We start from the raw sequence: 26,850 nt of genomic DNA, 5'->3' as shown, positions 1-26,850 counted from the left end.
CCTTTCGCAGGTACCGGTGATCTAGAGGGCGTTGTCGATAAGTGCGAAGATCTCTTCGTCGGAGGCGGAGTCGATCTTCTCCACCACGCCGTCCCCGTCGTTAGGACCGGCGCCGAGCCTGGTCAGGGCGCTCTGCAGGATGGTGACGAGCTTGCCCCGGATGGCCTCGGCGTCGCCGTTGGCGCTCGTGAGCATGGTCTCGACCCGTTCGAGCGCGCCGCGCAGCGTGTCCTCGGGCGACGGCGCGGTGGGAGCGAGGGTCTTGTAGAGGTGTTCGGCCAGCGCCGTGACCGTGGGGTGGTCGAACACCAGGGTGGCGGGCAGCCGCAGCCCGGTGTCGGCGTTGAGCCGGTTGCGCAGCTCGACGGCGGTCAGCGAGTCGAAGCCCAGCTCGTTGAAGGCCCGGTCCACGTCGACGGCGTCCGCGCTGCCGTGGGCCAGGACGGCGGCCACGTGCCCGCGCACCAGGTCGGTGACCTGCCGCCGGGCGCTGGCCTCGGTCAGGCCGGCCAGCCGCTCCGTCAGCGCGCCCGCGCCGCCCGTACCGCCCGGCGCGGCGCCGGCCGTCCGGCGCGGCGCGCGGACCAGGCCGCGCAGCATCGACGGCAGGTCGCCAGCCTCGGCCCTGGCGCGGAGTCCGGCCGCCTCCCACCTGGCCGCGACGACCAGCGGCTCGGGCGCGTGGAGCGCGCCGTCGAACAGCTCCAGGCCCTGCTCGACGCTCAGCGGCGCGATGCCGGAGCGGGCCAGCCTGGCCGTGTCGGCCGCCGAGAGCGTGCCGCCCATGCCCGAGCCGGTGTCCCACAGCCCCCAGGCCACGGACACGGCGGGCAGGCCGAGCCCGCGCCGGTGCGCCGCCAGGGCGTCCAGGAACACGTTCGCCGACGCGTAGTTGGCCTGCCCGGCGTTGCCCAGCACGCCCGCCAGCGACGAGAACAGCACGAACGAGGTCAGCGGGACGTCCCTGGTCAGCTCGTGCAGGTGCCAGGCCGCGTCCGCCTTCGGGGCGAACACCGCTTCCAGCTTCCGCTCCGACAGCCCCTCGACCGTCGCGTCGTCCAGCACGCCCGCGGTGTGGACGACGCCGGTCAGCGGCCGGTCCTCAGGGATCGAGGCCAGCAGTACGGCCAGAGCGTCACGATCCGACACATCACACGCGGCCACCGCGACCCGCGCCCCGGTGCCCGCCAAGCTCGACACCAACTCGCTCGCACCCGGCGCCTCGGAACCACGCCGCGACACCAGCAACAGGTCCCGCACTCCGTGCCGCTCCACCAACCGCCGCGCGACCAGCGCACCGAGACCGCCTGTCCCCCCGGTCACCAGCACGGTCCCCCGGGAAAGACCCGTCCCAGGGGGGAGACCCTCGTCCGGGGAAAGGCCCGTGCGCTGGGACCGGCCCGTGGCTTGGGCAGCGGAGCCGGTCTCCCTGCGCGCCAGGCGCGGGACGAGCACCTTTCCCTCGCGTACGGCCAGCTGCGACTCACCCGCCGCGACGGCGGCGGCCACCAGCTTCCAGGCGGAGAAGCCCGGCTCCGCGTCCGCCAGCACGAACCGGTCCGGATGCTCGGCCTGCGCCGACCGCACCAGCCCCCACGCCGCCGCGGCCACCACGCTCCCGGCCCCGCCGCCGGCGGGGTCGAAGACGCCGTGGGTCGCGAAGACCAGCCTGCTGCCCGCGAACCGCTCCTCGGTCACCCACTGCCGCACCAGCCCGAGCACCCGCCCGGTCAGCTCGCGCACCGCGGCGGGCACCGGCGCTCCCGGAGCCGCCGCCAGGGAGACGACCACGACGTCCGGCACCGGCTCCTCATCACCGAGCCCGTCGAGATCCAGGTATGCGTCCAGCCCCGGCACCGGCTCCCCGGCCGAGACCCACCGGGCGCCGTCGTCGGCCGGCTCGACGGTGACCTCGGTCCAGTCGACGCCGTGCGGGGCGGGGTCCGTGCGGCTGCCGGTCGTACCGGACAGCGCCGCCGCCGGAACCGTACGTACCCGCAGCGACTCCATCGAGAAGACCGGACGACCCGTGGCGTCGGCGGCCTCGATGGCCGGGCCGGACCGCGACAGGCGGAGCCGGAGCGCCCTGGCCCCGGCGGCGGGCAGCCGCACGCCGCGGAACTCGAACGGCAGCCGCACCTCGTCGCTCGGGTCGGCGATGAGCATCGGGTGGAACATCGCGTCGAAGAGCGCGGGGTGCAGGCCGAACCCGGCCACGTCCACGTCATCGGCCAGCGCGACCTCGGCGAACAGCTCCTCACCCTGGCGCCACACCGCCCGTACGCCCTGGAAGGCGGGCCCGTAGTCGTAGCCCGCGTCGGCCAGCCGCTCGTAGGCGCCCTCGACGGCGACCGGCGAGGCGCCCGCGGGCGGCCAGGACGTCGCCCAGGCGAGCACGCCCGCACCGGGGGCCGTGTCCGCGCCGAGCACCCCTGACGCGTGCCGAGTCCACGCGGCCTCCGGCTCATCCGCCGGCCGCGAGTAGATCCGCACTGACCGGGAGTCACCACGCCGGGAGCCGCCGCCCTCGGAGCCGCCCTGGAAGTCGCCTTGGGAGCCGCCCTGGGAATCGCCGCCCTCGGGCCGCCCCACGACCACCTGTACCGCCACGCCGCCCCGCTCCGGCAGCACCAGCGGCGCCTCGAACATCAGCTCCTCGACCAGATCGCACCCGAGCTGTCCACCCGCCTCCAACACCAGGTCCACGAGCGCGGCGCCGGGCAGCACGGCCGCGCCGAGCATCACGTGATCGGCCAGCCAGGGCGCGTCGGCCATCGACAGCCGCCCGGTGAGCACCATCGCCCCGTCGTCGGCCACGTCGACCGCCGCCCCCAGCAGCGGGTGGCCCACCTGGCGCAGCCCGGCCGACGACACGTCGGCGGCACGCGCGGGCGGAGCGAGCCAGTACCGCTCCCCCTCGAACGCGTACGTCGGGAGGTCCACCTGCGCCCCGCCCCCGAACAGCGCGGACCACCCGACCGCCACCCCCGCGACGCACGCCCGCGCCAGGCAGCCGACCAGCGCGTCAGGCTCGGCGAGCCGCTTGCCGTGCAGCGCGAGGATCGGGGTGTCCGCCTCGGTGACGCACTCGTGCGCCATGGCGGACAGCACCGCGGCCGGGCCGACCTCCAGGTACGTGTCCACCCCGTCTGCTTCGAGCCGGCCGATCGTGGCGTGGAACATGACGGCCCGCCGGATCTGCTCCACCCAGTAGCCGGGCTCGGCCCAGGAGCCGTCGGGGAGGTTGGGGGCGTACGGGATGCGCGGCTCGTGGAACTCCACGCCCGCCAGCTCGGTGGCGAAGTCCGCCAGCATGGGCTCCATCAGCGGCGAGTGGAAGGCGTGGCTGACCGCCAGCCGCCTGGTCCGCCGGCCGAGCTCGCGCCAGTGCTCGGCGACCGCCAGGCACGGCTCCTCCGCGCCGGAGACGACGACGCTGGCCGGCCCGTTGACGGCGGCGACGGACACCAGATGTTCCTGTCCGGCCAGCGTCGGCGCCACCTCCTCGGCGGTCGCCTCGATCGCGACCATCGCGCCCGGCGTGTCCAGCTCCTGCATCAGGCGGGCGCGCGCGGTGATGAGCCGGGCGGCGTCGGCCGATGACCAGACCCCGGCGACGTACGCGGCCGCGTATTCGCCCACCGAGTGCCCGGCGACGTGGTCGGGCCTCACGCCGAGCGCCGCGAGCAGCCGGAAGGCGGCCACCTCGAAGGCGAACAGCGCCGGCTGGGTGTAGCGGGTCTCGTTCAGCAGGTCGGCCTCGGGCGTGCCGGGCTCGGCCCACACGATCTCGCGCAGCGGCCGGTCGAGGTGCTGGTCGAGCTCCGCCCACACCTCGGCGAGCGCTTCGGCGAAGACCGGCGACGCGGCGGCCAGCTCGCGGCCCATGCCGATCCGCTGCCCGCCCTGGCCGGTGAACAGGTAGGCGAGCTTGGGCTTCTCCCGGGCGGCACCCTCGACCACCTCGGCCACCGGGTGGCCGGCCAGGAAATCGCCGAGCCGGGCGGCCAGGGCGTCCCGGTCGTCGCCGACCACGACGACGCGGTGCTCGAACAGCGACCTGCCGGTGACCAGCGACCGGGCTACATCGGCCGCTTCAGGGGCGTCGGCCGAGGTGACGAGCTCGTGCAGCCGGGCGGCCTGCGCGCGCAGCGACCGGCCGCCGCGAGCGCTGATCACCCAGGCGAGCGGGCCGTTGACGACGGGCGGCTCCTGGTCCGTACGCGGGCTCTCCTCGGCCTCCTCGATGACGAGGTGCGCGTTCGTACCGCTGATGCCGAAGGACGAGACGCCGAACCGGCGCGGATGCCCGCCGCGTACCCACTGCCTGGCCTCGGTCAGCAGCTCCACGCCGCCGGCCGACCAGTCGACGTGCGGGGTCGGCTCGGCCACGTGCAGGGTGGGCGGCAGCACGCCGTGCCGCATCGCCATCACCATCTTGATCACCCCGGCGACGCCGGCGGCGGCCTGGGTGTGGCCGATGTTCGACTTGACCGAGCCGAGCCAGAGCGGGCGGCCGACCGCGCGGTTGCGGCCGTACGTGGCCAGCAGCGCCTGGGCCTCGATGGGGTCGCCCAGCCGGGTGCCGGTGCCGTGCGCCTCGACGGCGTCGACGTCCCGCGTGTCGAGCCGGGCGTCGGCCAGGGCCTGCTGGACGACGCGTTCCTGGGAGGGGCCGTTCGGGGCGGTGAGGCCGTTGCTGGCGCCGTCCTGGTTGACGGCCGAGCCGCGGATCAGCGCGAGGATCCTGCGGCCATTGCGCCGCGCGTCCGACAGCCGCTCCAGCACCAGCACGCCCACGCCCTCGGACCAGGCGGCGCCGTCGGCCGAGGAGGAGAACGACTTGCACCGGCCGTCCGGCGACAGCGCGCGCTGCCGGGAGAACTCGATGAACGGGTCCGCCGTGGCCATCACGGTCACGCCGCCCGCCAGGGCCAGCGCGCACTCGCCGCGCCGCAGCGCCTGGACCGCCAGGTGCATCGCGACCAGCGAGGATGAGCAGGCCGTGTCGACCGAGATCGCCGGGCCCTCCAACCCGAACGTGTACGAGACCCGCCCGGACAGCACGCTGGAGGCGCTGGAGACCATCAGGACGCCCTCGACCGACTCCGGCACGGCACCGCCGGTGTAGCGCAGCGAGTAGTCGTTGTACATGTTGCCCGCGTACACGCCGGTCTGGCTGCCGCGCAGCGTGGCCGGGTCGATCCCCGCCCGCTCGAACGCCTCCCAGCAGGTCTGCAGGAACAACCGGTGCTGCGGGTCGGTGGCCAGCGCGCCGCGCGGGCTCATCCCGAAGAAGGGCGCGTCGAAATCGCCGGCGTCGGGCAGGAAGCCGCCCTGCCGGGTGTACGACTTGCCGAGCGCCTCCGGGTCGGGGTCGTAGAGGTTCTCGTCCCAGCCCCGGTCGGTCGGGAAATCACCTATCGCGTCCACACCGGAGGCCACCAGGTCCCACAAATCCTCGGGCCCCGCCACCCCGCCGGGGAACCGGCACCCCATCCCGACGATCGCTATGGGCTCGTGGCGACGGTCTTCCACCCCGGTGAGGCGCTGCCGAGTCTCCGTGAGCTCGACGGTCACCCTCTTCAGGTAATTGCGCAGCTGTTCCTCAGTCGCCATGGTCGGGCCTTTCCAGAGAGGACCTCAGAGGAGACGTCATTGTTTGGTCGTCGATCAACGCGAAGATCTCCTCGTCCGAGGCGGAATCGATCTTCTCCGCGGCGCCGTTGGACCCGGCGCCGAACCTGGTCATCAGCCCGGCACCGAACCTGGTGACGGCACTCTGCGCGATGGCGACGAGCTTGCCGCGAATGGCCTCGGCGTCGCCGTGCGCGCCGGTCAGCATCGACTCGACCCGCTCGACCGCACCGCGCAGCGTGTCCTCGGGCGACGGCGCCGCGGGGGCGAGGGTACGGAACAGGTATTCGGCCAGCGCCGTGACCGTGGGGTGGTCGAAGACCAGCGTCGCGGGCAGCCGGAGCCCCGTGTCGCTGTTCAGCCGGTTGCGCAGCTCCACCGCGGTCAGCGAGTCGAAGCCGAGCTCGTTGAAGGCCCGGTCCATGTCCACGTTGCCGGCGCTGCCATGCGCCAGAACGGCCGCGACGTGCGAGCGGACCATGTCCGCCAGGTGGACGCGGGCCTCGGCCTCCGCCATCTTCGCCAGGCGCTCGGCCATGCCGGCCGCTCCCGTCCGCGTGGGGGCGCTCGCGGCGTTCGCGGCGGTTGCCGTCCTGCGGGCTGTACGGACCAGGCCGCGCAGTACGGGCGGCAGCTCCCCCGCCTCGGCCCTGGCGCGCAGCCCGGCGGTGTCCCACCTGGCGGCGACGACCAGCTCCGCCGGGGCGGTGATCGCGCTGTCGAAGAGCTCCAGCCCCTGCTCGGCGGTCAGCGGCGCGATGCCCGACCGGGCCAGCCTGGCCGTGTCGGCCGCCGACAGCGCTCCGGTCATACCGCTGTCCGCTGTCTCCCACAGCCCCCAGGCCACCGACACGGAGGGCAGGCCGAGGCCGCGCCGGTGCGCCGCGAGTACGTCGAGGAACACGTTGGCCGCGGCGTAGTTGGCCTGGCCGGAGTTGCCGATCACGCCCGCCACGGAGGAGAACGTCACCAGGGGGACCTCCGGGGCCAGCTCGTGCAGGTACCAGGCGGCGTCGGACTTCGGGGCGAACACCGAGTCGAGCCGCTGCGCCGACAGCCCTTCCACCGTGGCGTCGTCGAGCACGCCCGCCGCGTGCACCACGGCCGCCAGCGGCCGCTCGGCCGGGACGCCGGACAGGAGCCCGGCGAGCGAGTCGCGGTCCGACACGTCGCACGCCGCCACGGTGACCCGCGCGCCGAGCGCCTCCAGCCGGGCCACCAGGTCGCCGCCCGCCTCGGGGCCGCGGCGGGAGGCCAGCAGGAGGTCCTTGGCGCCGTGCCGCTCCACCAGGCGGTGCGCCACCAGGGCGCCGAGACTGCCGGTGCCGCCGGTCACCAGGACGGTGCCCGTAGCGGCGTCGAACAGCTCAGGGGCGTCGGCCGTACGGCGGATCAGGCGCGGGACCTGGACCTTTCCTTCCCGTGCGACCAGCTGTGACTCGCCCGCCGCAACGGCCGCCGCCACCAGTCCCCAGTCGGCGGTCGCCGCGTCGACGTCCACCAGCGCGAACCGCCCGGGATGCTCGGCCTGCGCCGACCGCACCAGCCCCCACACCGGCCCGGCCACCACGCCCGCCACATCCGCTCCCCCGGGCCGGAACACCCCCTTGGTCACGAACACCATCCGGCACCCGGCGAACCGCTCGTCCCCCACCCAGCCCTGCACCAGGTCGAGCGCCTGGTAGATGCCGTCGCGCACGCCGTAGGGCACGTCGTCGGCGTCGGCGTCGGGCAGGTACGGCACCAGGACGGTGCTCGGCATCTCACCGGCGGTCATCTCGGTCAGGGACGCGAGGTCGTAGTAACGCGGGGCGTCCACGGCCGCGCCGATCTCGTCGGCGAACGCGTCGTAGCCCACCACGGCCCAGCGCTGCTCGGCCGGGTCCATCGCGGACACCGCGAGGTCGATCCAGTCGAGCGTGTACGAGGCCGCGTCGGACGGGCCGCGCGTGACGGCCCCGCGCCTCGGCACCGGGCGCAGCGTCAGCGCGTCCACCCCGGCGATGCGGTCGCCCGCGCCGTCATGGATGTCGAGCGAGACCTGATCGCCGTCCCCGGCCACGATCCGTACCCGCAACACCTCGGCGCCGAGCGCGGCCACCCGCACGCCGCTCCACGCGAACGGCAGCAGCAGCGCCCCGGTGTCCTCGGCCGACTCCAGCACCAGCAGGTGGAGCGCCGCGTCCAGCAGCGCCGGGTGGAGCGTGAACAGGCCCGCGTCGGCGCGCACCGGCTCCGGCAGCGCCACCTCGACGTACGCGTCACCGTCCACGCGCCAGGCCGCGCGCAGCCCTTGGAAGGCGGGGCCGTACTCGTATCCCCGCTCCGCGAGCCGCTCGTACGCGTCGTCCAGGTCGATCTCGACGCCGTCCACGGGCGGCCAGGCGGCAAGCCGCTCGCCAGCCGCACCTGCGGCCGTGGCCGTGGCTCCGGTTGCGGGAGCAACGGGGGTGACGGTCAGGGTGCCGCTGGCGTGGCGGGTCCATCGGGCTTCGTCGTCGTCCGCCGTCCTGCCGTACACGGTGAGGTCGCGGCGGCCCTCACCGTCGGCGCCGCCGACCGCGAGCTGCACCTGGACCGCGCCCGTCTCGGGCAGCGGCAGCGGCGCCTCCAGCGTCAGGTCCTCGATCTCGTCGCACCCGGCCGTCGCGGCGGCCTCCAGGGCCAGCTCGACGAACGCGGTGCCCGGCAGCAGTACGCCGCCGTCCACAGCGTGGTCGGCCAGCCACGGCAGCGCGCCGCGCGACAGCCGACCGGTGAGCAGGAAGCCGTCGTCACCCGCCACGGGCACGACCGCGTCGAGCATCGGGTGCCGCGGCCCACCGGCCCGTGGGCTCTCGTTGATCCAGTACCTGGCGTGCTCGAAGGGGTAGGTCGGCAGGTCCACGTGATGGCGTGGGGCCGGATCGACCGCCGCCCAGTCCACGTCGGCGCCCGACACGTAAGCCTGGGCCGCCGCCAGCAGCAGACGCCGCCGGCCGCCGTCGTCACGGCGGAGCGTCCCCGTGGCGACGCCGGGGGCGCCCGTGGCCGCCAGGGTGTCCTGGATGTGGCCGGTCAGCACGGGATGCGGGCTGGCCTCGATGAACAGCGGGGCGCCGGCTCCGGCGAACGCCTTGATCGCCTGCTCGAAACGTACGGGATTGCGAAGACTGCGGAACCAGTAGTCGGCGTCCAGCCCGGTCGGTTCGACGAAGTCGGCGGCCATGGACGAGCAGAAGGCCACGTCGGTCGGCCGCGGCGTGACCTCGGCCAGGCTGGCGAGCAGTTCGTCGCGCAGAACTTCGACGTGCGGGGTGTGCGAGGCGTAGTCGATGCCGATCTTCCGCACCCGGACCGTCTCGCCGCACGCCGCCGCGAACTCGTCCAGCGCGTCCAGGTCCCCGGCGACCACCGTGCTGGCCGGCCCGCTCCGCACGGCCACCCACAGGCGATCCGCCCACGGCTCCAGCCGGACTTCGTCGGCGGGCAGCGCGACGGCGAGCATCCCGCCGGTACCGCCCAGCTTGACGAGCGCCTGGCTGCGGAGCACGACCACCTTCGCCGCGTCGTCGAGCGTCAGCGCCCCCGCGACACAGGCCGCCGCGATCTCACCCTGCGAGTGGCCCACCACCGCTGCCGGGTCCACGCCGAGCGACCGCCAGACCTGCGCGAGGGACACCATCACCGCGAACAGCGCCGGCTGAATGACCTCCGAGCCCACCAGCTCGCCCGCGCGCAGCGCTGCCACGACGGACCAGCCGGTGTACGGGGCGAGCGCGGCGTCGCAGCGGCTCATCCACTCGCGGAACACCTCGCTGGAGTCCAGCAGATCGACCGCCATGCCCGTCCACTGCGAACCCTGGCCGGGGAAGACGAACACCGGCCGGACATCCGGCAGTGCCGTGCCACTGGTCACCGCGGCGTGCGACTCGCCCGCGGCGAGCGCTGCCAAGCCCGCCACCAGCTCATTCCGGTCCGCGGCCACGACGACCGCGCGGTGCGCGAATCGGGCCCGGCGGGCCAGCAGGTGTCCGGCGGCGGGCAGGTCGGCTTGGGGGGCGTCGGTGGCGTAGTCGCGCAGGCGCGCGGCGTGCGCTTCGAGCGCGGCCGCCGTCTTCGCGGACACCGCCCACACCAGCGGCGCCTCGGCCGGCTCGACTTCCGCGCGCGCCGCCTCGGGTTCCGCATGCCCCATCTCGGAGGCCACGTACGCCATCTCGGGGGCCTGCTCCAGGATCAGGTGGGCGTTCGTGCCGCTGATGCCGAAGCTGGAGACCGCGGCCCGTGCCGGCCGGTCGACGGGCAGGTCGACGGGCTCCGTGAGGAGCCGTACCGCGCCGCCGCTCCAGTCCACGTGCGGGGTGGCCTCGTCGGCGTGCAGCGTGCGCGGCAGCGTCCCGTGCCGCATCGCCATCACCATCTTGATGACGCCGCCGACTCCGGCCGCGGCCTGGGTGTGGCCGATGTTCGACTTGAGGGAGCCGAGCCAGACGGGCCGTCCGGGCTCGCGGTCCGCGCCGTACGCGGCGATGATCGACTCGGCCTCGATCGGGTCGCCGAGCCGGGTGCCGGTGCCGTGCGCCTCCACCGCGTCCACCTCGGCGGCGGCGAGCCCGGCGTCGGCCAGCGCCTGCCGGATCACCTCCTGCTGGGCCTGGCCGTTCGGGGCGGTGAGGCCGTTGCTGGCGCCGTCCTGGTTCACCGCGCCGCCGCGGATCACGGCGAGCACCGGGTGCCCCAGGCGGCGCGCGTCGGACAGCCGCTCCAGCAGCAGCATCCCGGCGCCCTCGCCCCAGCCCGTCCCGTCCGCGCCCGCCGCGAACGCCTTGCACCGGCCGTCGGGAGCCAGCCCCGACTGCCGGCTGAACTCGACGAAGATCCCCGGGGTGGACATCACGGTCGCGCCGCCGGCCAGGGCCAGCGAGCACTCGCCGCGCCGCAGCGCCTGCATCGCCAGGAAGATCGCCACCAGCGACGAGGAGCAGGCCGTGTCGGCGGTGATGGCGGGCCCGCGCAGGCCCAGCGCGTACGCGATGCGCCCGGAAGCGACGCTGAGCGCGGTGCCCGTCAGCAGGTGCCCGTCGACCGTCCCGGTGGCCTGGTGCAGCCGGGGTCCGTAGTCGGAGGCCATGGCGCCCACGAACACGCCGGTGGCCGAGCCGCGCAGCCCGGCCGGGTCGAGCCCGGCCCGCTCGACGGCCTCCCAGCTGACCTCCATCAGCAGCCGCTGCTGGGGGTCCATGGCGGTGGCCTCGCGCGGGCTGATGCCGAAGAACGCGGCGTCGAACCGGTCGGCGTCGTGCAGGAAACCGCCGTACCTGGTGTCGCTGGTGCCCGACCGATCGGGCCCGGCCGCGAACAGCGCCTCCAGGTCCCAGCCTCGGTTGGCGGGGAACTCGGTGATCGCGTCGGTGCCGGAGCTGACGAGCCGCCACAGCTCCTCGGGCGAGTCCGCCCCACCGGGATACCGGCACCCCATGGCCACGATGGCGATCGCGTTGGAGTCGTCGGCGGGCGTGGTGGTGGCGGGGTCGCTCTGGTGGGCGGCGGCCGACGCCGCGGATCCGCCGTCGTCGAGGAGCGTCCGCAGGTGGGCGATCAGCAGATCGGGGGTCGGGTGGTCGAACAGCAGGCTGGTCGGCAGCCGCAGCCCGGTCGCGCTCCGCAGCCGGTGCCTGAGGTCCTCCGCCGTGGCCGATTCGAGCCCGAGATCCTTGAACGTCCGGCCCGGCTCCACACCGGCCGCGTCCTCGTACCCGAGCAGCCCGGCCAGGAGGGTCAGCACCAGCTCGCGCACCTCACGCCGCGAAAGCCCGCCACCCACCGAAGCGGGGCCATGGCCGCCGGCGCCGCCACCGGCGGGGACTGTCTTTGCCGTCGAGCGCCGGGCGTCTCCGGTGAGCGCCCGTCCCGTCGGGTGCCGGGTGTCTCCGCCGACCGTCTGTGCCGGGAGGGACGGCCAGTGGCGTTCGCGCTGGAACGCGTACGTGGGCAGCTCCACCAGCTCCGCCCCTACCACCGGGTCGGGTCCGGTCCAGTCGACCTCGGCCCCCCGTGTGTACGCCTCGGCGAGCGAGCGCCGGAACCGCGCCAGCCCGCCCTCACCCCGCCGCAAGGTCCCGATGACCGCGGCCTCACGGTCGGCCTCCTCGGCCGTCTCCTCGATCCCGGCCCCCAGCACCGGGTGCGGGCTGCACTCCACGAACAGGCCGCCCTGGTGGTCGAGCGCCCGCCGGGTCGCCTGCGCGAACCTGACCGGCTGCCGGAGGCTGCGATACCAGTAACCGGCGTCGAGCTCGGCCGTGTCGATCGGCTCGCCGGTGAGCGTCGAGACGAACAGCGTCCCCGCGCTCACCGGCCGTACGGGGGCCAGCGCCGCCAGCACCTCGTCGCGGATCTCCTCGACCTCGGCCGAGTGCGAAGCGTAGTCGACCGGGATGATCCTGGTGCGGTACCCGTCGTCGGTGAGCCGCCGCCCCAGGTCGTCGAGCGCCTCGAGCCGCCCGGAGACGACCACGGACCTCGGCCCGTTGTAGGCGGCGATCGACACGTCCCCCGCCAGCGAGCGGATCGCCGACTCGACCACGTCCAGGGGGGCGGCGATCGACATCATCCCGCCGCGCCCGGCGATCCCGGCGATGGCGCGGCTACGCAGGGCCACGACCCTGGCCGCGTCGGGCATGGACAGCGCGCCGACGACGGTGGCGGCCGCGATCTCGCCCTGCGAGTGGCCGATCACCATCTCGGGTTCGACGCCGTACGAGCGCCACAGGCCGGCGAGCGACACCATGACGGCCCACAGCGCGGGCTGCACCACGTCGACCCGGTCGAACCCGGGCGTGCCCGGCGCCCCGCGCAGCACGTCGAGCAGCGCGTAGTCGACGAACGGTTGGAGCGCTCCCGCACACGCCTCGGCATGCGCCGCGAACACCGGCGAGCCGGCGAGCAGATCACGAGCCATCTCCGGCCACTGCGACCCCTGCCCCGGGAAGACGAACACCCGGCGCCCACCGGCCCCGGCCCCGGTGACCCCGGACCCAGTGACCACGGACCCGGTGACCACGGACTCGTCCAGCCGCCCGGCCGCCAGCGCCGCCAACCCCGCCTGCCGGTCGGCGCCCAGAAGCACCGCCCGATGCTCGAACACGGCCCGGCTCCGCAACAACGCCAGCGCCACGGCCCCAGTCTCGGCACCGGCATGGGAGCCGACGTGCAAGCTGGCGTGGGAGTCGGCGTGCGGGCCGACGTGGGCGAGCAGCCGCTCGGCCTGGGCGCTGAGTGCTCGTGCCGAGCGGGCCGACAGCACCCAAGGCGTGTCCTCGCTCGCCGCCCGGACGCCGTACTCGCTCCGCGGCGCCTCCCCGAGCACCAGGTGGCAGTTGGTGCCACCCATGCCGAACGAGCTGACGCCCGCGATGAGCGGTCGGTCGGCGCGCGGCCACGGACGGGTGTCGCGTACGACCTCCAGCCCCAGCTCGTCGAGCGGGATGTCCGGGTTGGCCGTCTCGAAGTTCAGGCTGGGCGGCAGCTCGCGCTGCTCCAGGCTCAGCACGACCTTGACCAGTCCCGCGATCCCGGCGGCACCTTCGAGGTGCCCGATGTTGGTCTTCACCGACCCGACCAGCAGCGGCGACGCGCCATCCGCATGGTCAGGGCCGTAGGCGGCGCCGAGGGCGGCGGCCTCGACGGGGTCGCCGACCTTCGTGCCGGTGCCGTGCAGCTCGACGTACTGGACGTCGCCCGGCTCGACGCCGGCGCGCTCGCAGGCCAGCCGGATGACCTCCTCCTGCGCCCGCCGGCTCGGCACGGTGAGGCCCTCGCCGCCGCCGTCGTTGTTGACGGCGCCGCCGAGGATCACGCACCGGATCGGGTCGCCGTCGGCGAGCGCCGCGGACAGCGGCTTGAGTACGACGAGCGCCCCGCCCTCGCCGCGTACGTAGCCGTTGGCCCGGCCGTCGAAGACGTAGCAGCGGCCGTCCGGGGACAGCGCGCCGAAGTTGCCGATGGCGGCGGTGGTCTCGGCCAGCAGATTGAGGTTCACGCCGCCCGCGAGCGCCAGTCCGGTCTCGCCGCGCCGCAGACTCTCGCAGGCCATCTGTACGGCCAGCAGCGACGAGGACTGCCCGGCGTCGAGCGTCAGGCTGGGCCCCCGCAGGCCGAGGAAGTAGGAGACGCGGTTGGCGATGATCGCCCGGTTCGCCCCGGTGTAGGCGTGTCGCCCGAGGCCGTCGGCGCCCACCCGGTCCTGCAGTGCCGCGTAGTCGTTGGAGATCGCCCCCAGGAACACCCCGGCGCCGGTCCCGCTCAGCCGGGACGGCACCACACGCGCGCTCTCCAGCGCCTCCCAGGCCAGCTCCAGCACGAGGCGCTGCTGGGGGTCCATGGCGGCGGCCTCGTTCGGCGAGATCCCGAAGAAGGCGGCGTCGAAGCGGTCCACGTCGGAGAGGAAGCCACCACGCCGGTACGCCGCAGCCGACCCGTCCAGCCGGTCGCCGGCCGAACCGTCGCCGGTCGAACCGTCCGGCCACCGCCCCTCGGGCACGGCCGTCACGGCGTCCACGCCATCCCGCAGCAATTGCCAGAAGCGTCCGGGATCGGCGGCCTGAGGAAGCCGGCAGGAAACGCCGACCACAGCGACAGGCTCCATGGCGACGGACCCCCTGGTGACGGACTCCACGGCGACGGACCCCGCCGCGATGTCCGCGGCGGACGAAACGCGGCCGGTCCGCGACCGGCCGGTCTCCCCGGCGGTCGTGCCGTTTAGCTGAATCGACTCACCAACCATCAATGCGCCACCTCAAGCTTCGGGCATCACCAACAAGACAGTGCCGGTTTCCATAAAGTCGATCGCTTTGAATAGTTGCTGTGACCCTAATCGCATCGCCCTTTCCGGACCACGCCCCCGGGCTGGCACATTGTTTCCGTAAGAAGCTGTCAGCGCGGGCGCGTTGACATAGGTGTACGCAGTTCGCATCCTGTGTGGGACAGGTAGCGACATTGGCCTGAGAGTTCTGCCGAGCCGAAATGGAAATAGCGCCGCCTTTTACCGGAGCGCGCTCCAGGGGCCCGGTGCGATCCGCAGTACGTGCGCGTGTGGAGGGCCGTCAGCGGGGCCACTGTCAGCGGTCCGCCCGCCGAACAGCTCACGAGGAGACCACATGCCCGTCGACGCCCCCCTGAGCAACGGCCAGCTATGGAGCTGGCGAGAAGTGGAGCGCTACCCCGAGGACTGGATGCGGGACGCCAACCTGCCGACGACCTGGGACCTGCGCGGCCTCCCCCTGGACCGGGTCACGACGGCGTTGCGACGGCTCGTCGACCGGCACGAATGCCTGCGCACCACCTATCACGTACGGGACGGGCAGCCCGTCCAGCGCATCCACCCGACGGTGACGCCGCCGGTCGAGCACGTGGAGCGCGTGGTCACCGACCGCGGCGACCCGGAGCGTACGAAGGAGCAGCTGGCCACGATCCCGTTCCAGATGACCGACACGCTGCCCTGGCGCGGCGTGCTCGTCACGACCGACGGGAGCCCGGTCTTCCTCGCGCTGTCGTTCTCCCACCTGATCGTGGACGTGTGGTCGATCCATCACCTGCAGGACCAGTTCCGCGCCCTGGTGGTCGACCCGGACGCCCACGCGCAGATGGGTCCCACCCTGCGCGAGCTGGCCCACCAGCAGCGCGACGAGTCGTGGCGCGGCCAGCAGGAGAGCTCCGAACGCTACTGGCGGCGAGTGCTCACCGACGGCCTGATGGACGAGCTGCCCACGCTCCCCGCCCGCGCCGAGCGGAACCGGATCGAGGCCACTCTGCACTCCCGCCGCCTGGGCGGGCTCGCCGCCGAGGCCGGCAAGCGCCACGGCGTGACACCGCCCGCGGTGCTGATGGCCTTCATCGCCGCCGGCCTCGCCCGGCACACCGACACCGACCGGGTCACGATGAGCCTGATGGCCTCCAACCGGTTCGCCGAGGAGCACCAGCACGTTGTCGGCACCATGAACCAGCTCATTCCGGTCAGCGCCACCGTCGATCCGGGCGCCACGCTGGCCGAGCACGTCAAGCGCTGGCACTGGGCGAGCGCGCGTACGTACCGCTACTCCTGTTACGACTTCGACCGCGTCGCCGCGCTGGCCGCCGACGCGGCCACGCACAGCGGGCAGGAGCCGGGGCACGACTGCTGGTTCAACCACCTGTTCCGCAGCTGGTTCAACTACATGCAGATCGACCGCGCGCCGCTGAACCCCGCCGACCCCACCCCCGCCGAGCTGGTCTGGACGCCGCTGGCTCAGCAGTACGGCCAGGCGTTCCGGGTGCGGGTGGCGGTCCAGGGCGGCCTCACCAGCGTCATGCTGCTCGCGGACCCGACGATCATCCCGCCCGAGGCCGTGACCGACATCCTGCGGGCGATGGCGCTCGGCGTGCAGCTCGCGGTGACCGATCCGGAAACGTGCCTGAAGGACCTGTGGAGCGCCAGGAGCGAGGGCCTGCCGCCGTCGCTGTTCCCCACCGAGGTGCCGGCGCCGCCGCACTAGACGTCCGTGGGCCGGCGCGACAGCCCCCGCCGCGCCGGCCCGCGGATCCCCTCGCAGCAAAAAAGCGCCCGCCCTAAGGGCCGCAGGTCCCACTCACCGTCACGAAGCGCCCGCCAAAAGGCCCGCAGATCCCTTGGGACTGCGGGCGGCCTTCGTTGCGGGCTCAGACCAGCACCTCAACCGGCGCCGGGTGGCTCAGGAACGCGGTGGGGCTCGCCGTCAGCCCGTACGCACCGGCCTGGAACAGCACGATCAGATCCCCCACCCCCACCTTGGGCAGCGAGACGTCGTCCCCCAGCAGGTCGAGCGGGGTACACAGGCAGCCGACCACCGTCACGGTCTCCTCCGGCGGGTCGTCCATCCGGTTCCCCACCGCGATCGGGTAGTTGCGCCTGATCACCTGGCCGAAGTTGCCCGAGGCCGCGAGCTGGTGGTGCAGGCCGCCGTCCACGACGACGAACACCTTGCCGCGCGACTCCTTGCGGTCCACCACGCGCGTGACGTACACGCCGGCCTCACCGACCAGATAGCGCCCCAGCTCGACGACGACCCGCGCCTCCGGCAGCCGGGGCCGGACCAGCCCGTCGACCAGCCGCGCCAGGTTGTCGCCGATCGGGCCGAGGTCGAGCGGCCGGTCGCGCAGCGCGTACGGGATGCCGAAGCCGCCGCCGAGGTTGACGTAGCGCACGGGCCCGGGCGCCGCGTCCGCGAAGCCGAGAATCAGCTCGACGGTACGGCGCTGCGCCTCGCAGATGCTGTCGACCCGCAGGTTCTGTGAGCCGGCGAACACGTGGAAGCCCTGGAAGTCGAGCTCGTCGCCGGTCAGCCCGGCCAGGACGGCGGGGATCCGCTCCGCGTCGATGCCGAACTGCTGCGGCCCGCCGCCCAGCCGCAGGCCGGAGCCGCGGATCACGAAGTCGGGGTTGACGCGCAACGCGACCCGCGCGGGAATGCCCACGGCGGCACTCGCCGACCGGACCCGCTCCACCTCCAGCTCGGACTCCAGCTCGACGGTGACGCCGGCGGCGACCGCCTGCGACAGCTCGGCCATGGACTTGCCGGGCCCGGCGAAGCTGATCCGCGAGGCGGGCGCCGGGGTGTCGAGGGCGTGCCGCATCTCCTGTGCGGAGGCCACGTCGAAGCCGTCGACCAGGCCGCTCATGTGCTGGAGCAGGGCCGGCATCGGATTGGCCTTGACCGCGTAGCTGAGCTCGACGTCCACGGGCAGGGCCGCGCGCACCGACGCCACCCGCCGGTTGACCAGTTCCCTGTCATAGGCGAAGAACGGCGTGCTCCCCACGCGGGCGGCCAGCCGCTCGACGGGGACGCCGCCCACGGTGAGCTGGCAGTCGTGCCTGCCGTACCAGCCGCTCGGGATGGCGGTCACCAGGTCACCGACCTGCGCAGCTCCGTACGGTCGAACTTGCCGTTGCCCGATCTCGGCAGCCGGTCGCGCGCCACCACCCGGCGCGGGACCATGTAGCGCGGCAGGTCGCGTTCGAGCGCCTTGACCAGCGTCTCGGTGTCGCACGACGCGCCGCCCGGCCCGCTGACGACGAGCACCACCTGCTGGCCGAGCGTGTCGTCGGCGACGCCGAACGCCACCGCCTCACCCACCAGCCCGGTGGCGTAGGCCGCCTCCTCGATCTCGCTGGGGCTGACCCGGTATCCGGAAGTCTTGATCATCTCGTCGGTACGTCCCACGAAGTAGATGAATCCCTCGTCGTCGCGGTAGGCGACGTCGCCTGACCAGACCGCGAGCTCGCTCCCCCACGGGCTGCCGCCCGGCGGGTAGGGGCGGAACCGTTCGGCGGTACGTTCGGGGTCGTTCCAGTAGCCGAGCGCCACGAGCGCGCCACGGTGCACGATCTCCCCCTTCTCGCCGGGCTCGCACACGCCGCCGTCCGGGCGTACGACGAGGATCTCCGCGTTGGGAATCGCCTTCCCGATCGAGTCGGGCCGGCGGTCGACCTGCTCGGGGTCGAGGTAGGTGGAGCGGAACGCCTCCGTCAGCCCGTACATGAGGTACGGCCTGGCCTGCGGGAACGTCGCCCGCAGCGAGTCCAGCGCGGGCTTGGGCAGTCGCCCGCCGGTGTTGGCGAAGTAGCGCAGGCGACGGGTGGCCGCCTCCGGCCAAGTCTGCGCGGCGAGCTGCAGCCACAGCGGCGGTACGCAGGTCAGCCCGGTGACGCCGTGCCGCGCGCACAGGCGGACGACCGCGCCGGGCACCAGGTAGTTCATCAGGACGACGTGCGCGCCCGCGATGAAGGAGGTGGTGAGCTGGCTGAAGCCGGTGTCGAAGCTCAGGGGGAGCACGCCGAGCACCACGTCGTCGCGGGTGTGGCCGAGGTAGTGGGCGACGCTGCGGGCGCCGGCGAGCAGGTTGCGGTGCGAAAGGACGACGCCCTTGGGGCTGCCGGTGCTGCCCGAGGTGTAGAGGATCGCCGCCACGTCGGCGTCGATCGCGCCCTCAGGAGCCGGTGCGTCGTCGTCGGAAGCGCACAGCTCGGACCAGGTCGTGATCGGGCGCGGCTCCGGGACGCGCGGCCGGTCGCCGATGAGGATCAGATGGCGCAGCGACTCCACCTCCTGGAGCCGGGCGCCGATCAGGCGGTGCCGTTCGACCGAGGTGACCACCGCGACCGCCCCGCAGTCGGCGGCCACGTAGCCCACCTGCTGCGGCTTGAACAGCGGATTGACCGGGACGAACACCCCGCCGGCCGCGGACACGGCGAGCATGGCGACGACGGTCTCGATCCGCTTCTCCAGGTAGACGACGACCCGCTCGCCCCGGCGCAGCCCCAGACGGCGCAGCCCGCTCGCGGCGCGGCCGACGCGGCGGGCCAGCTCGCCGTAGCTGAGCGTCTCGTCCTGGTAGGTCACCGCGGGGCGATCAGGGTCGCCGCACCGCACCACGTCGTCGACTCGCGTCAGCATCGGCGATCCTCACACTCGTAACGGAGTTCGCTCGTCACCGACGGTTCCTTGGGGGCCAATGAGCGTGGACGTTAAGGAGAGCGGATAGGGCCTGCCACAGCGAGCCGACGGTGTCGAACGTCTCCTCGTTGAGGAGGTCGTCGGGCAGCTCGATGTCGTAGCGGTCCTCGATGTCGCCCAGCAACCGCACGACGCCCATCGAGTCGAGGCCGAGGCCCGCCAGCTCGTCCGACGCGGAGAAGTCGCCCGCGTCCGCGTACGGCAAATGCGAGCGCAGAATATTCTGAAACTCGGGTGGTATTTCCAACATAGTCACCGCGCCACCTCAGGCCGAAAGCCGAGCCGCTCCATGCTGTCCGCTCCGAGCTTGGCCGAATACGCGGCGAAGCGTCAAGGCCGCCATTCCAGAAAAGCAACCGGAGCCATTGGCAGGTAATCGCCTTCCGGAGCCGGTCATCGGCGCCCGGTTGTCGCACCGCTCACCGGCGCAGATTATGAAGCACATTAACCGGCGACCGGCGCACATGGGGAGGCTGAGTTGTCCGCCGCGAAGAACGCGAATCTGTGCTGGGGCCAGCGTTACATGTGGCTGAAATACCACCGGCTGCCGCCGGGCGAACGGCATGACACGCACATCGTGCTGCGGCTCGCCATCCCGCACGACGTCACGGTGGCGAACTGCCGCGCGGCGATCAACTACCTGACGCGCCGCCACGAGTCGCTGCGGACCACGTACCACCTCGACCCCGGGCCGGAGCCGCGCCAGCAGGTGCACCCGCCGGCCGCGCTGCCGATCCTCCTGGCGACCACCGAACGCGACGGCACCCCTGCCCCCGCCGAGATCGTCGAACGGCTCGGCGCCACCGCCTTCCGCCTCGACGCCGACTGGCCGATCCGCGCCTGTGTCATCACCACGGGCGGCGTCCCCAAGCAGATTGTCCTGGTGCTCAACCATCTGGCCGTGGACGCGTGGACGGTCCGGGAGATCAAGCGCGAGCTCACCGTTCAGTGCGCCGGCTTCAGCTCCCGGCGGCCGGCCGCCCTGGAACCCGTCCGCAACCAGCCGTCGGACCTGGCCCGCCACGAGTCGTCGGCCGAGGCCACCGCCGTGGCGGCCCGCTCCCTGGCGTACTGGGGCGAGGAGATCGCCCGCCTCCCGGCCGACCCGTTCGCCGCCCGACGCACCCCCGACCGCGAGCCGGTCGCTCGGAGTGCGACCCTGACGTCTCCTTCGCTGCTCGACGCCGTGCGGCGCATCGCCGCCACGGACCAGGTGTGGCCGTCGCTGGTCCACGTGACCGCGTACACCGCCATGATGGCCGCCTACACCGGCCTCGGCACGGTCGCGCACCTGTCGTTCTCCGGCAACCGCGAGCCCGGCCCGTACGCGGGCGTGATGACGTGCATGTTCGCGCCGATGCTGGTGACCGTCGACTGCCACGACGACCCGACGTTCGCGCAGCTGCTGCGCCGGGTGGCCGAGCGTTTCGAGCTCGCCCGGACGCACTCGTCCGTGCCCTACGACGAGGTCGTGGAGCTGGTGTCGCGCGAGGGATCGCGGCGTGGCCGGCCGGTACGCCTCGGGTCGGAGGTCAACTTCATCAAGCAGCGCTCCAGCGAGGCGCGGGCCCGCCGCACCACGTTCACTTGGAAGCCGGTGCCGACGGCCTGGGCGTACGAGGAGATGGACACGTACTTCAGGATCGACGAGTGGCGCGACGCGGTCGTCGTCGGCTTCCACGCCCGGTCCTCGGTCATGGGAGCCGGAGACATGGAGCGCTTCCTGCGCGGCTACGAGACCGTCCTGCTCGCCGGGGCCGACATCCGGATCAGCGACGTCACGCGCCTCGCCGACTTCAGCACACCGGCGCCCCACAGCACACCCGTCCGCGACAGAACATCCGAGAACGCCCCCGAAGCCGAGGAGGCGCTCGCCGAGGTCGTCCGGCAGGTGAACGGGCTCAGCGAAGTGGATCTGTCCGACAGCTACACGCTCGCCGGCGGCCGGGCCCTGCGGATCCCCCGGGTCCTGGCCCTGCTGGCGGCCCACGGATGGGCGGGCGCCTCCGTCCACCACCTGGCCGGCCCCCAGCCGCTGCGGGCACTGGCCCGCAAGCTGACCCCTGAGATCACCCCGGAAGCCGTCATCGAGTCTCCGAGGCACGTACTCACCCAGCCCTGACCCACCCTGGAGTGGTCCACCATGACAGACGCGCTCGCCGCCCGAGTATCCAAGAGCCACCAGCTCGTCGGCTCCGAAGAGGAGCTGCGCCGGCTGATAGACCGTGAGCTGACCGCCTCCGGCATAGAGAACCTGGTCATCATGGGCGGCCATTTCATGCTTTTCGAGGACGAGGGAAAACTCGTCCCCGGCGTCATCGAGGCGCAAGAGTCCGAGCTGATGCGGCGCCGGATCGCCGGCCGGGTGGGGATCTTCCCGGAGTACAGCTGGCAGTTGTCGGCCGACCTCCTCAGGTCGTACGCGCGGACCTGCGCCGACGTGCGGCTGCTCCTGCTGGTCAACGACTGGCAGTACGTCCCCACGTCGGGCCGCCCGGCGAGCGAATTGCGGGCGGAGTTCTTCGAGCGCTTCACCGGGCTGCCCGAGGAGTACGAGCGGATCCTGAGCGAGGCCGGGTTCGGGCCGGATCGCGTGCTGCCGAGCCGCAAGCACCCGCTGGCCTTCCCCGAGACCTGGCTCAAGTACCGCTTCCAGAAGGCCGCCGACCGATTCGTCAAGCAGGGACGGCTGGAGAAGCGGTATCTCGAGTCAGGCACGAAGGACACCGAGGTGGCCTTCCTCGACGACGAGGGCAACTACCGCACGCTGATCAGCTGCGGCATCACCGGATGCGCCGGCGAGATCACCGAGATGATCTCGGAGGTGCACAACGCCGGCTACCGGGCGATCGTCATCTTCGCGCCTGGCGAGTGTCTCGCACCCGTCCAGACGGGCGTCGACATCGCCCTGGAGCTGTACCGGCTGTCGGACATGCTGGTGATCATCGCCGACCCCGGCGGGAGCGGGGAGATGTCCACGGACGAGATCTACTCGAAGCTCGTGACGGTCAGCACGTTCAGGAGCTGACGCGGCGCGAGACGGACCACCGAAAGTGACGGGCCGCCCATGAAGATCATTTATCTGGACAACTGCGCCACCACCCGCGTGGACGACGAAGTGGTCGACGCGATGCTGCCGTACCTGAAAGAGGACTTCGGCAACCCGTCGTCGCCGCACGTCCTCGGCAAGCGGGCCCGCCGGGCGGTGGACCTCGCCGCCGTGTCCGTGGCCGAGCTCCTGAGCGCCGACCCGCGCGGCATCGTCTTCACCTCCGGCGCGACCGAGAGCAACAACATCGCGCTGCTGGGCATGTTCGCCCATGAGGAGCGCGCGCCCGTCAACGCGCTGTTCTGCCCGACCGACCACAAGTCCGCGCTGGCCATCGGCCGGGCCCTGGCCGGGCGGGGCATCGAGACCCGCACGATGGGGGTACGCCAGGACGGGCTGATCGACCTGACCCGAATGGCCGAGCAGCTCGACGTCCACTCCCGCGTCGCCACCGCCGCCCTGGTCAACAGCGAGATCGGCGCCATACAGCCGATGGCGGAGCTGGCCACGCTCTGTCACGAGGTGGGCTGCCTGTTGCACGTGGACGCCGCCCAAGCGGTCGGCCGGATCCCGATCGACGTGGTCGAGGCCGGGGTGGACACGCTGTCGATCTCCGGGCACAAGGTGCACGGCCCGAAGGGCATCGGCGCCCTGTACGTGCGGCCCGGCGTGCGCCTGCGGCCGATCACGTATGGCGGCGGCCAGTACGAGCTGCGCAGCGGGACCATCCCGACCCACCTCGTGGTGGGGCTGGGCAAGGCGTGCGAGCTGGCGCTGCGGCGGCTCGACGACGACTGGATGCGGGCCGTACGGCTGCGCGAGGCGGCCCTCGAACTGATCACCACCCGGCTCCCGGGTGTCCGGATCAACGGCGATCCGCTCAACGGAGTGCCTCACGTGCTCAACCTGGTGCTGCCCGGGGTCCGGGGGGAGAGCCTGGTCTCCAGCCTGCGTACCGTGGCCGTGTCCACCGGGTCGGCGTGCAACTCCGACTCCCAGGAGCCGTCACACGTCCTGACGGCGATCGGGGTGAGCGCCGAGGACGCGAACAGCTCCATCCGGATGTGCCTCGACCCGCGCATGGCGTTCGACGAGCTGGTGCGGGGTGTCGAGCTGGTCTGCGAGCGGGCCCTGGACCTGGCCGAGGTGTCGGTCGCGATGCAGGCCACATGACGTACGGCGACGGGCCCGCCGGGGGCGGGCCCGCACGAACAAGCCAACGAGCAGTCACCTGTCACGCGCCGTTGGGCAGGAACTTCCTGGCCGCCTGCACCCCGGCCTGGAAGCGGCTGGTCGCGTCGAGGTCGCGCATCAGCGTGGCGATGTGCCGGCGGCAGCTGCGTACCGACATGCCCAGCTTGCGCGCCACGACCTCGTCGGTGTAGCCCTTGGCCATCAGCGCCGCGATGGCCTGCTGGAGGTCGTCGGCCACGTCGGCGTACCCGGCCTCGATGCCCTCCAGCGGCGTGGCCGTCTCCCACAGGTGGTTGAACAGGTCCAGCAGGAACTGCGCGACCCCGTGGTTGTGCACCCGCGCCACGTTGGTCTCCCCGTCCGACAGCCCGAACAGCACCACCAGCGACCGGTCGAACACCACGGCCGAGCGCGGGATGTGACTCACGGTGCACACCGCGGCTCCCGCGTCGATCAGCTTCTTCATCCGCATCCGGGTGGCGAGATCGGCCCGGTTGCGGTGCTGGCAGATGATGCGCACGGTGATCCCCCGCCCGAGCAGCGGTGAGTACGCCTGCGACAGCTCGTCCGCGTCGGTCAGGCTCGACTGGAGCACCAGCACCTCGTCCCGGCACGAGTCACCGGCCGTCTTGAGGAAGCCCCGGACCTCCATCGACCCCACCAGATACTCGATCGCGCTGGGCGCCGAGGTCCTGCCGGTGTAGTCCTGGCGGAACACGCTGATCCGCTCGCGGATCTGGTCGATCAGCTCCCGGCGCTGGTAGATCTCCCGTTCGACGGAGGAGACCAGCGAGGCCGCGGCCACCTCGGGATCCACGGGGACGAACCGGCGGCCCGCCCTGTCCTCCATCATGAGCAGGCGGTTCTCCACCAGATGGGCCACCGCCTCGTGCATCTCATGCAGGCCAATGCCGAGATCGACGGCGGCCACCTCGAGCGCCTCGATCGCGCCCTTGCGGGCCGCGTAACGGTAAACGTCGGTGGCGTGGTCGCCGCCCACGGGGGCCATCCCCGGATACAACGGAATAGTCGTCATCGTGATCTCCCATCAACTCAACGGAACTCATCCGGTGAAGGTTCGGGTGCGACGGTTGAAACGGAACTCTCAGGTGAAGGTTCGAGTGCGGCGGTTGAACAGGAACAGCGACAGGCCGAGCAGCGCCGCCGCCATCCCGGAGAGCACGGCGACCTCGGGGAGGACCGTGCCGAGGCCCGTGCCGGGCTTGGTCAGCGCCAGCAGCGCGTCCATGCCCCAGGCGTGCGGGAACAGGTAGCCGATCGAGTTGAGGAAGTCCCCCGCCGACTCCCTGGGCCACAGGCAGCCGCCCAGCATGCCGAGCACGATGCCCAGCGGCGGCCCGATGGCGGGCGCCTGCGCGGGCGAGCGTACGAGGGTGCCGACCAGGATCGCGGCACCGGTGGCCACCAGCGAGAACGAGCCGACCACCGCGGCGACGCCCAGCGGGTCGCCCCACGACACGCCGAACACCAGCGAGCTGACCACCATGATCAACAGCGACTGCGCGACGGCCACGACGAACCTGCTCAGCGCCTCCCCCGCGAGCACCGACCGGCGCCTGACCGGGGCGGTGATCGCGCGCTGGAGCATCCCGAGCCGCCTGCTCTCGGCGAGCGCGGCGGCGACGGCCATGGAGTTGATGAAGGTGAACAGCAGCAGGTTGGCCGGGGCCGTGTAGGCGAAGCCTCTGGGTGTGGCGCCGGGCGTACCGGAGCCGACGACCGCGACGCGGCCCGAGCCGGCCTGTGCCTCGCGCACGCGCGCGGCGGCCTGCGCGGGCGTGGCGCCCGCGGCCTCGACGGCCCTGGTGGCTTCCAGTACAGCGGCCACCCGGCCGACCGCGACGTCGACGGCGCTGCGGGCCGCCATGCCGCTGCCGTTCATCTGGGTCATGACGAGTTCGAGCCGGGTCGAGCCGGCCGGGATCACCAGCCCGGCGGCGAGGGACCCTTCGCGTACGCCCGACTGGAGGTCCTGCTTGGTCGCCACGGTCGTGATGGCGAGGTCGGGGTGCGCGCGCAGCTCCTTGAGCACGGCGGCCGAGACGGGGTCGGAGCCGTCGGCCACGACGCCGACGGGCAGCTTGGCGGCCCCCACGGCACCCCCGCCGAGCGCCATGCCGACGAACACGATGTTGACGAACGGCATGATCACCATGAAGAACAGGCCGACCTTGTCGCGGGAGAGCCGGCGCAGGTTCGCCGCCACCAGCGCGAGGATGGGACGTGGCCTTATCCGAATCCGCGCAGCCTCTTGTGGCCTCATCCGAGCAGCCCCTTCCTGAAGCCGGCCGCGGCCAGGCCGCCCGCCACCAGCGCGATCGCGCACAGCACGCCGATCGGGACGATCACCGTGGTCAGTCCCCCGCCGGAGCCCGCGAGCCGGATCAGCCCGGTCGACGTCCAGCCGTTCGGGGTGAGCAGCGCCACCTTCTGCAGGAACCCGGGCAGGTTGTACAGCGGCACCAGGCTGCCGCCGAAGAACGCCATCACGAACGAGACGACCATGGTCACCCCGTCGGCCTGGGCGTCGGTCTTGGCCCGGCTGGCCACCAGCATGGTGATCGCGGCGGCGGCGAGCACGTGCGCGACCAGCAGCGCGAAGACCGCCACCGGGTCGCCCCAGCTGGTGCCGAAGATGAGCGAGGAGGACGCCCAGGTGGCGACGACGCTGACCACGCCCAGCCCGAACCCCACCAGCGCCTTGCCGGCGATCGGCGTCCACTGCGGGATCGGCCCGGCCCGCATCCGGTTGAGCGTGCCCTGCCGTCGCTCGGTGAGCAGGCTCCTGAACGAGGCGCCCACCACGAAGAAGGCGAACAGGGCGGCCATGCCGGAGCCGTAGTACACCGACAGGTCGATCTTGCCACCCTCCATGGGGTCGTCGGCCAGGCTCAGTCCTGGCCCGGCGGCGCCGTTGCGCTCCACCAGCTCCTTCACCCGGTCTCCGGCCACGCCGTACGCGAGCGCGGCGCGGACCGCGAGCGTGCGGGCGTCCACCACCGAGGAGATGCGGTCGACGATGGCGTTCGCCACCACGCCGGCCAGCGGCGACTCGGCGGAGGTGAGCACCGCGACCTGGCCGCCCGAACCCGCGCCGACGCTCTTGGTGAACCCCTGCGGGAACACGATGGCCGACCCGATGTCACCGGCGTCGAGCGAGCGCTGCGCCTCCTGCCTGCTGGGCAGCTCGCGCAGCGTCAGCGTGCCCTTGAGCTGCTCGTTGGACATGACCTCCCGCCGCACGCTGGCGGAGAACTCGCCGCGGTCGAGGTCGACGAAGCCGATCGTGGCCCGCAGCGGCGGATCGTCGCCGCCCAGGGCGAGGCCGAACAGGGTGGCCAGCGCGATGGGCACGATCAGCGCGACCACCAGGGCCGTTCCATCGCGTAAGCGGGTACGCAGTTCCAGGGCGGCCACGGACATCAGGGGTCTCAGCAT

General features: G+C 72.8%; 13 protein-coding genes. 5 read left to right on the top strand and 8 right to left on the bottom strand.

Annotation, left to right across the window (positions count from 1 at the left end; translation table 11 throughout):
- Positions 1–21 precede the first annotated feature (21 nt).
- Positions 22–5,619, bottom strand: coding sequence for a type I polyketide synthase (locus LDL49_RS07065; protein WP_225290114.1), 5,598 nt, complete (start codon positions 5,617–5,619; stop codon positions 22–24).
- Positions 5,609–14,266, bottom strand: coding sequence for an SDR family NAD(P)-dependent oxidoreductase (locus LDL49_RS07060; protein ID WP_225290113.1), 8,658 nt, complete (start codon positions 14,264–14,266; stop codon positions 5,609–5,611). The genes LDL49_RS07065 and LDL49_RS07060 overlap by 11 nt, the downstream gene beginning before the upstream one ends.
- Here LDL49_RS07060 and LDL49_RS56715 point away from each other — a divergent pair.
- The gene (locus tag LDL49_RS56715) at positions 14,265–14,387 is read left to right on the top strand and encodes a hypothetical protein (RefSeq protein ID WP_263654705.1); all 123 of its coding nucleotides are present in this window, start codon (positions 14,265–14,267) and stop codon (positions 14,385–14,387) included. The genes LDL49_RS07060 and LDL49_RS56715 overlap by 2 nt on opposite strands.
- Before the next feature lie 390 nt (positions 14,388–14,777).
- Positions 14,778–16,151: a condensation domain-containing protein gene (locus LDL49_RS07055; protein ID WP_225290112.1), complete on the top strand. Its 1,374-nt coding sequence runs from the start codon at positions 14,778–14,780 to the stop codon at positions 16,149–16,151.
- Between the two features lie 163 nt (positions 16,152–16,314).
- Here the strand turns inward: LDL49_RS07055 and LDL49_RS07050 are convergent, their stop codons facing one another.
- From LDL49_RS07050 to LDL49_RS07040, 3 genes are read right to left on the bottom strand one after another with little or no spacing between them, the layout of a single operon-like run.
- Entirely contained in the window at positions 16,315–17,538 is a 1,224-nt protein-coding gene (locus LDL49_RS07050) for a pyridoxal-dependent decarboxylase, exosortase A system-associated (protein ID WP_225290111.1), read from the bottom strand.
- The gene (locus tag LDL49_RS07045) at positions 17,535–19,088 is read right to left on the bottom strand and encodes an acyl-CoA ligase (AMP-forming), exosortase A system-associated (RefSeq protein ID WP_225290110.1); all 1,554 of its coding nucleotides are present in this window, start codon (positions 19,086–19,088) and stop codon (positions 17,535–17,537) included. Before LDL49_RS07045 ends, LDL49_RS07050 begins: the two co-directional genes overlap by 4 nt.
- Positions 19,089–19,122: 34 nt before the next feature.
- On the bottom strand, positions 19,123–19,353 hold the full coding sequence (locus LDL49_RS07040) for a phosphopantetheine-binding protein (RefSeq protein WP_225290109.1): 231 nt from the start codon (positions 19,351–19,353) through the stop codon (positions 19,123–19,125).
- Positions 19,354–19,626: 273 nt separating this feature from the next.
- Between LDL49_RS07040 and LDL49_RS07035 the strand changes: the two genes are divergently transcribed.
- Genes LDL49_RS07035 through LDL49_RS07025 form a run of 3 tightly spaced genes read left to right on the top strand, consistent with a single transcriptional unit; the run spans position 19,627 to position 23,370 of the window.
- A complete protein-coding gene (locus LDL49_RS07035) occupies positions 19,627–21,270 on the top strand; it encodes a condensation domain-containing protein (protein WP_225290108.1) in 1,644 nt (547 codons plus the stop codon).
- Between the two features lie 21 nt (positions 21,271–21,291).
- On the top strand, positions 21,292–22,176 hold the full coding sequence (locus LDL49_RS07030) for an LPD16 domain-containing protein (protein ID WP_225290107.1): 885 nt from the start codon (positions 21,292–21,294) through the stop codon (positions 22,174–22,176).
- Positions 22,177–22,215: 39 nt separating this feature from the next.
- The gene (locus LDL49_RS07025; protein WP_225290106.1) at positions 22,216–23,370 is read left to right on the top strand and encodes a cysteine desulfurase family protein; all 1,155 of its coding nucleotides are present in this window, start codon (positions 22,216–22,218) and stop codon (positions 23,368–23,370) included.
- A gap of 61 nt (positions 23,371–23,431) precedes the next feature.
- Here the strand turns inward: LDL49_RS07025 and LDL49_RS07020 are convergent, their stop codons facing one another.
- The 3 genes from LDL49_RS07020 to LDL49_RS07010 all read right to left on the bottom strand — a co-directional run bounded on the left by LDL49_RS07020 (position 23,432) and on the right by LDL49_RS07010 (position 26,850).
- Complete coding sequence (locus LDL49_RS07020) at positions 23,432–24,427, bottom strand: hypothetical protein (protein WP_225290105.1); 996 nt, start codon at positions 24,425–24,427, stop codon at positions 23,432–23,434.
- A 69-nt stretch (positions 24,428–24,496) separates the two neighbouring features.
- Entirely contained in the window at positions 24,497–25,618 is a 1,122-nt protein-coding gene (locus tag LDL49_RS07015) for an ABC transporter permease (protein WP_308016086.1), read from the bottom strand.
- Between the two features lie 53 nt (positions 25,619–25,671).
- Entirely contained in the window at positions 25,672–26,850 is a 1,179-nt protein-coding gene (locus LDL49_RS07010; protein WP_225290103.1) for an ABC transporter permease, read from the bottom strand.

It is taken from the genome of Nonomuraea aurantiaca, assembly GCF_020215705.1.
Classification (GTDB): domain Bacteria; phylum Actinomycetota; class Actinomycetes; order Streptosporangiales; family Streptosporangiaceae; genus Nonomuraea; species Nonomuraea aurantiaca.
The sequence above is the reverse complement of the archived record's forward strand: the minus strand, read 5'-3'. Positions and strand labels throughout refer to the sequence as shown.

Bases quoted from the DNA above. Each gene is read 5' to 3' on its own strand.
- LDL49_RS07045 (WP_225290110.1), bottom strand. From the start codon at position 19,088: ATGCTGACGCGAGTCGACGACGTGGTGCGGTGCGGCGACCCTGATCGC.
- LDL49_RS07055 (WP_225290112.1), top strand. From the start codon at position 14,778: ATGCCCGTCGACGCCCCCCTGAGCAACGGCCAGCTATGGAGCTGGCGA.
- LDL49_RS07030 (WP_225290107.1), top strand. From the start codon at position 21,292: ATGACAGACGCGCTCGCCGCCCGAGTATCCAAGAGCCACCAGCTCGTC.
- LDL49_RS07065 (WP_225290114.1), bottom strand. From the start codon at position 5,619: ATGGCGACTGAGGAACAGCTGCGCAATTACCTGAAGAGGGTGACCGTC.
- LDL49_RS07025 (WP_225290106.1), top strand. From the start codon at position 22,216: ATGAAGATCATTTATCTGGACAACTGCGCCACCACCCGCGTGGACGAC.
- LDL49_RS07020 (WP_225290105.1), bottom strand. From the start codon at position 24,427: ATGACGACTATTCCGTTGTATCCGGGGATGGCCCCCGTGGGCGGCGAC.
- LDL49_RS56715 (WP_263654705.1), top strand. From the start codon at position 14,265: ATGGCGACGGACCCCCTGGTGACGGACTCCACGGCGACGGACCCCGCC.
- LDL49_RS07010 (WP_225290103.1), bottom strand. From the start codon at position 26,850: ATGCTGAGACCCCTGATGTCCGTGGCCGCCCTGGAACTGCGTACCCGC.
- LDL49_RS07060 (WP_225290113.1), bottom strand. From the start codon at position 14,266: ATGGAGCCTGTCGCTGTGGTCGGCGTTTCCTGCCGGCTTCCTCAGGCC.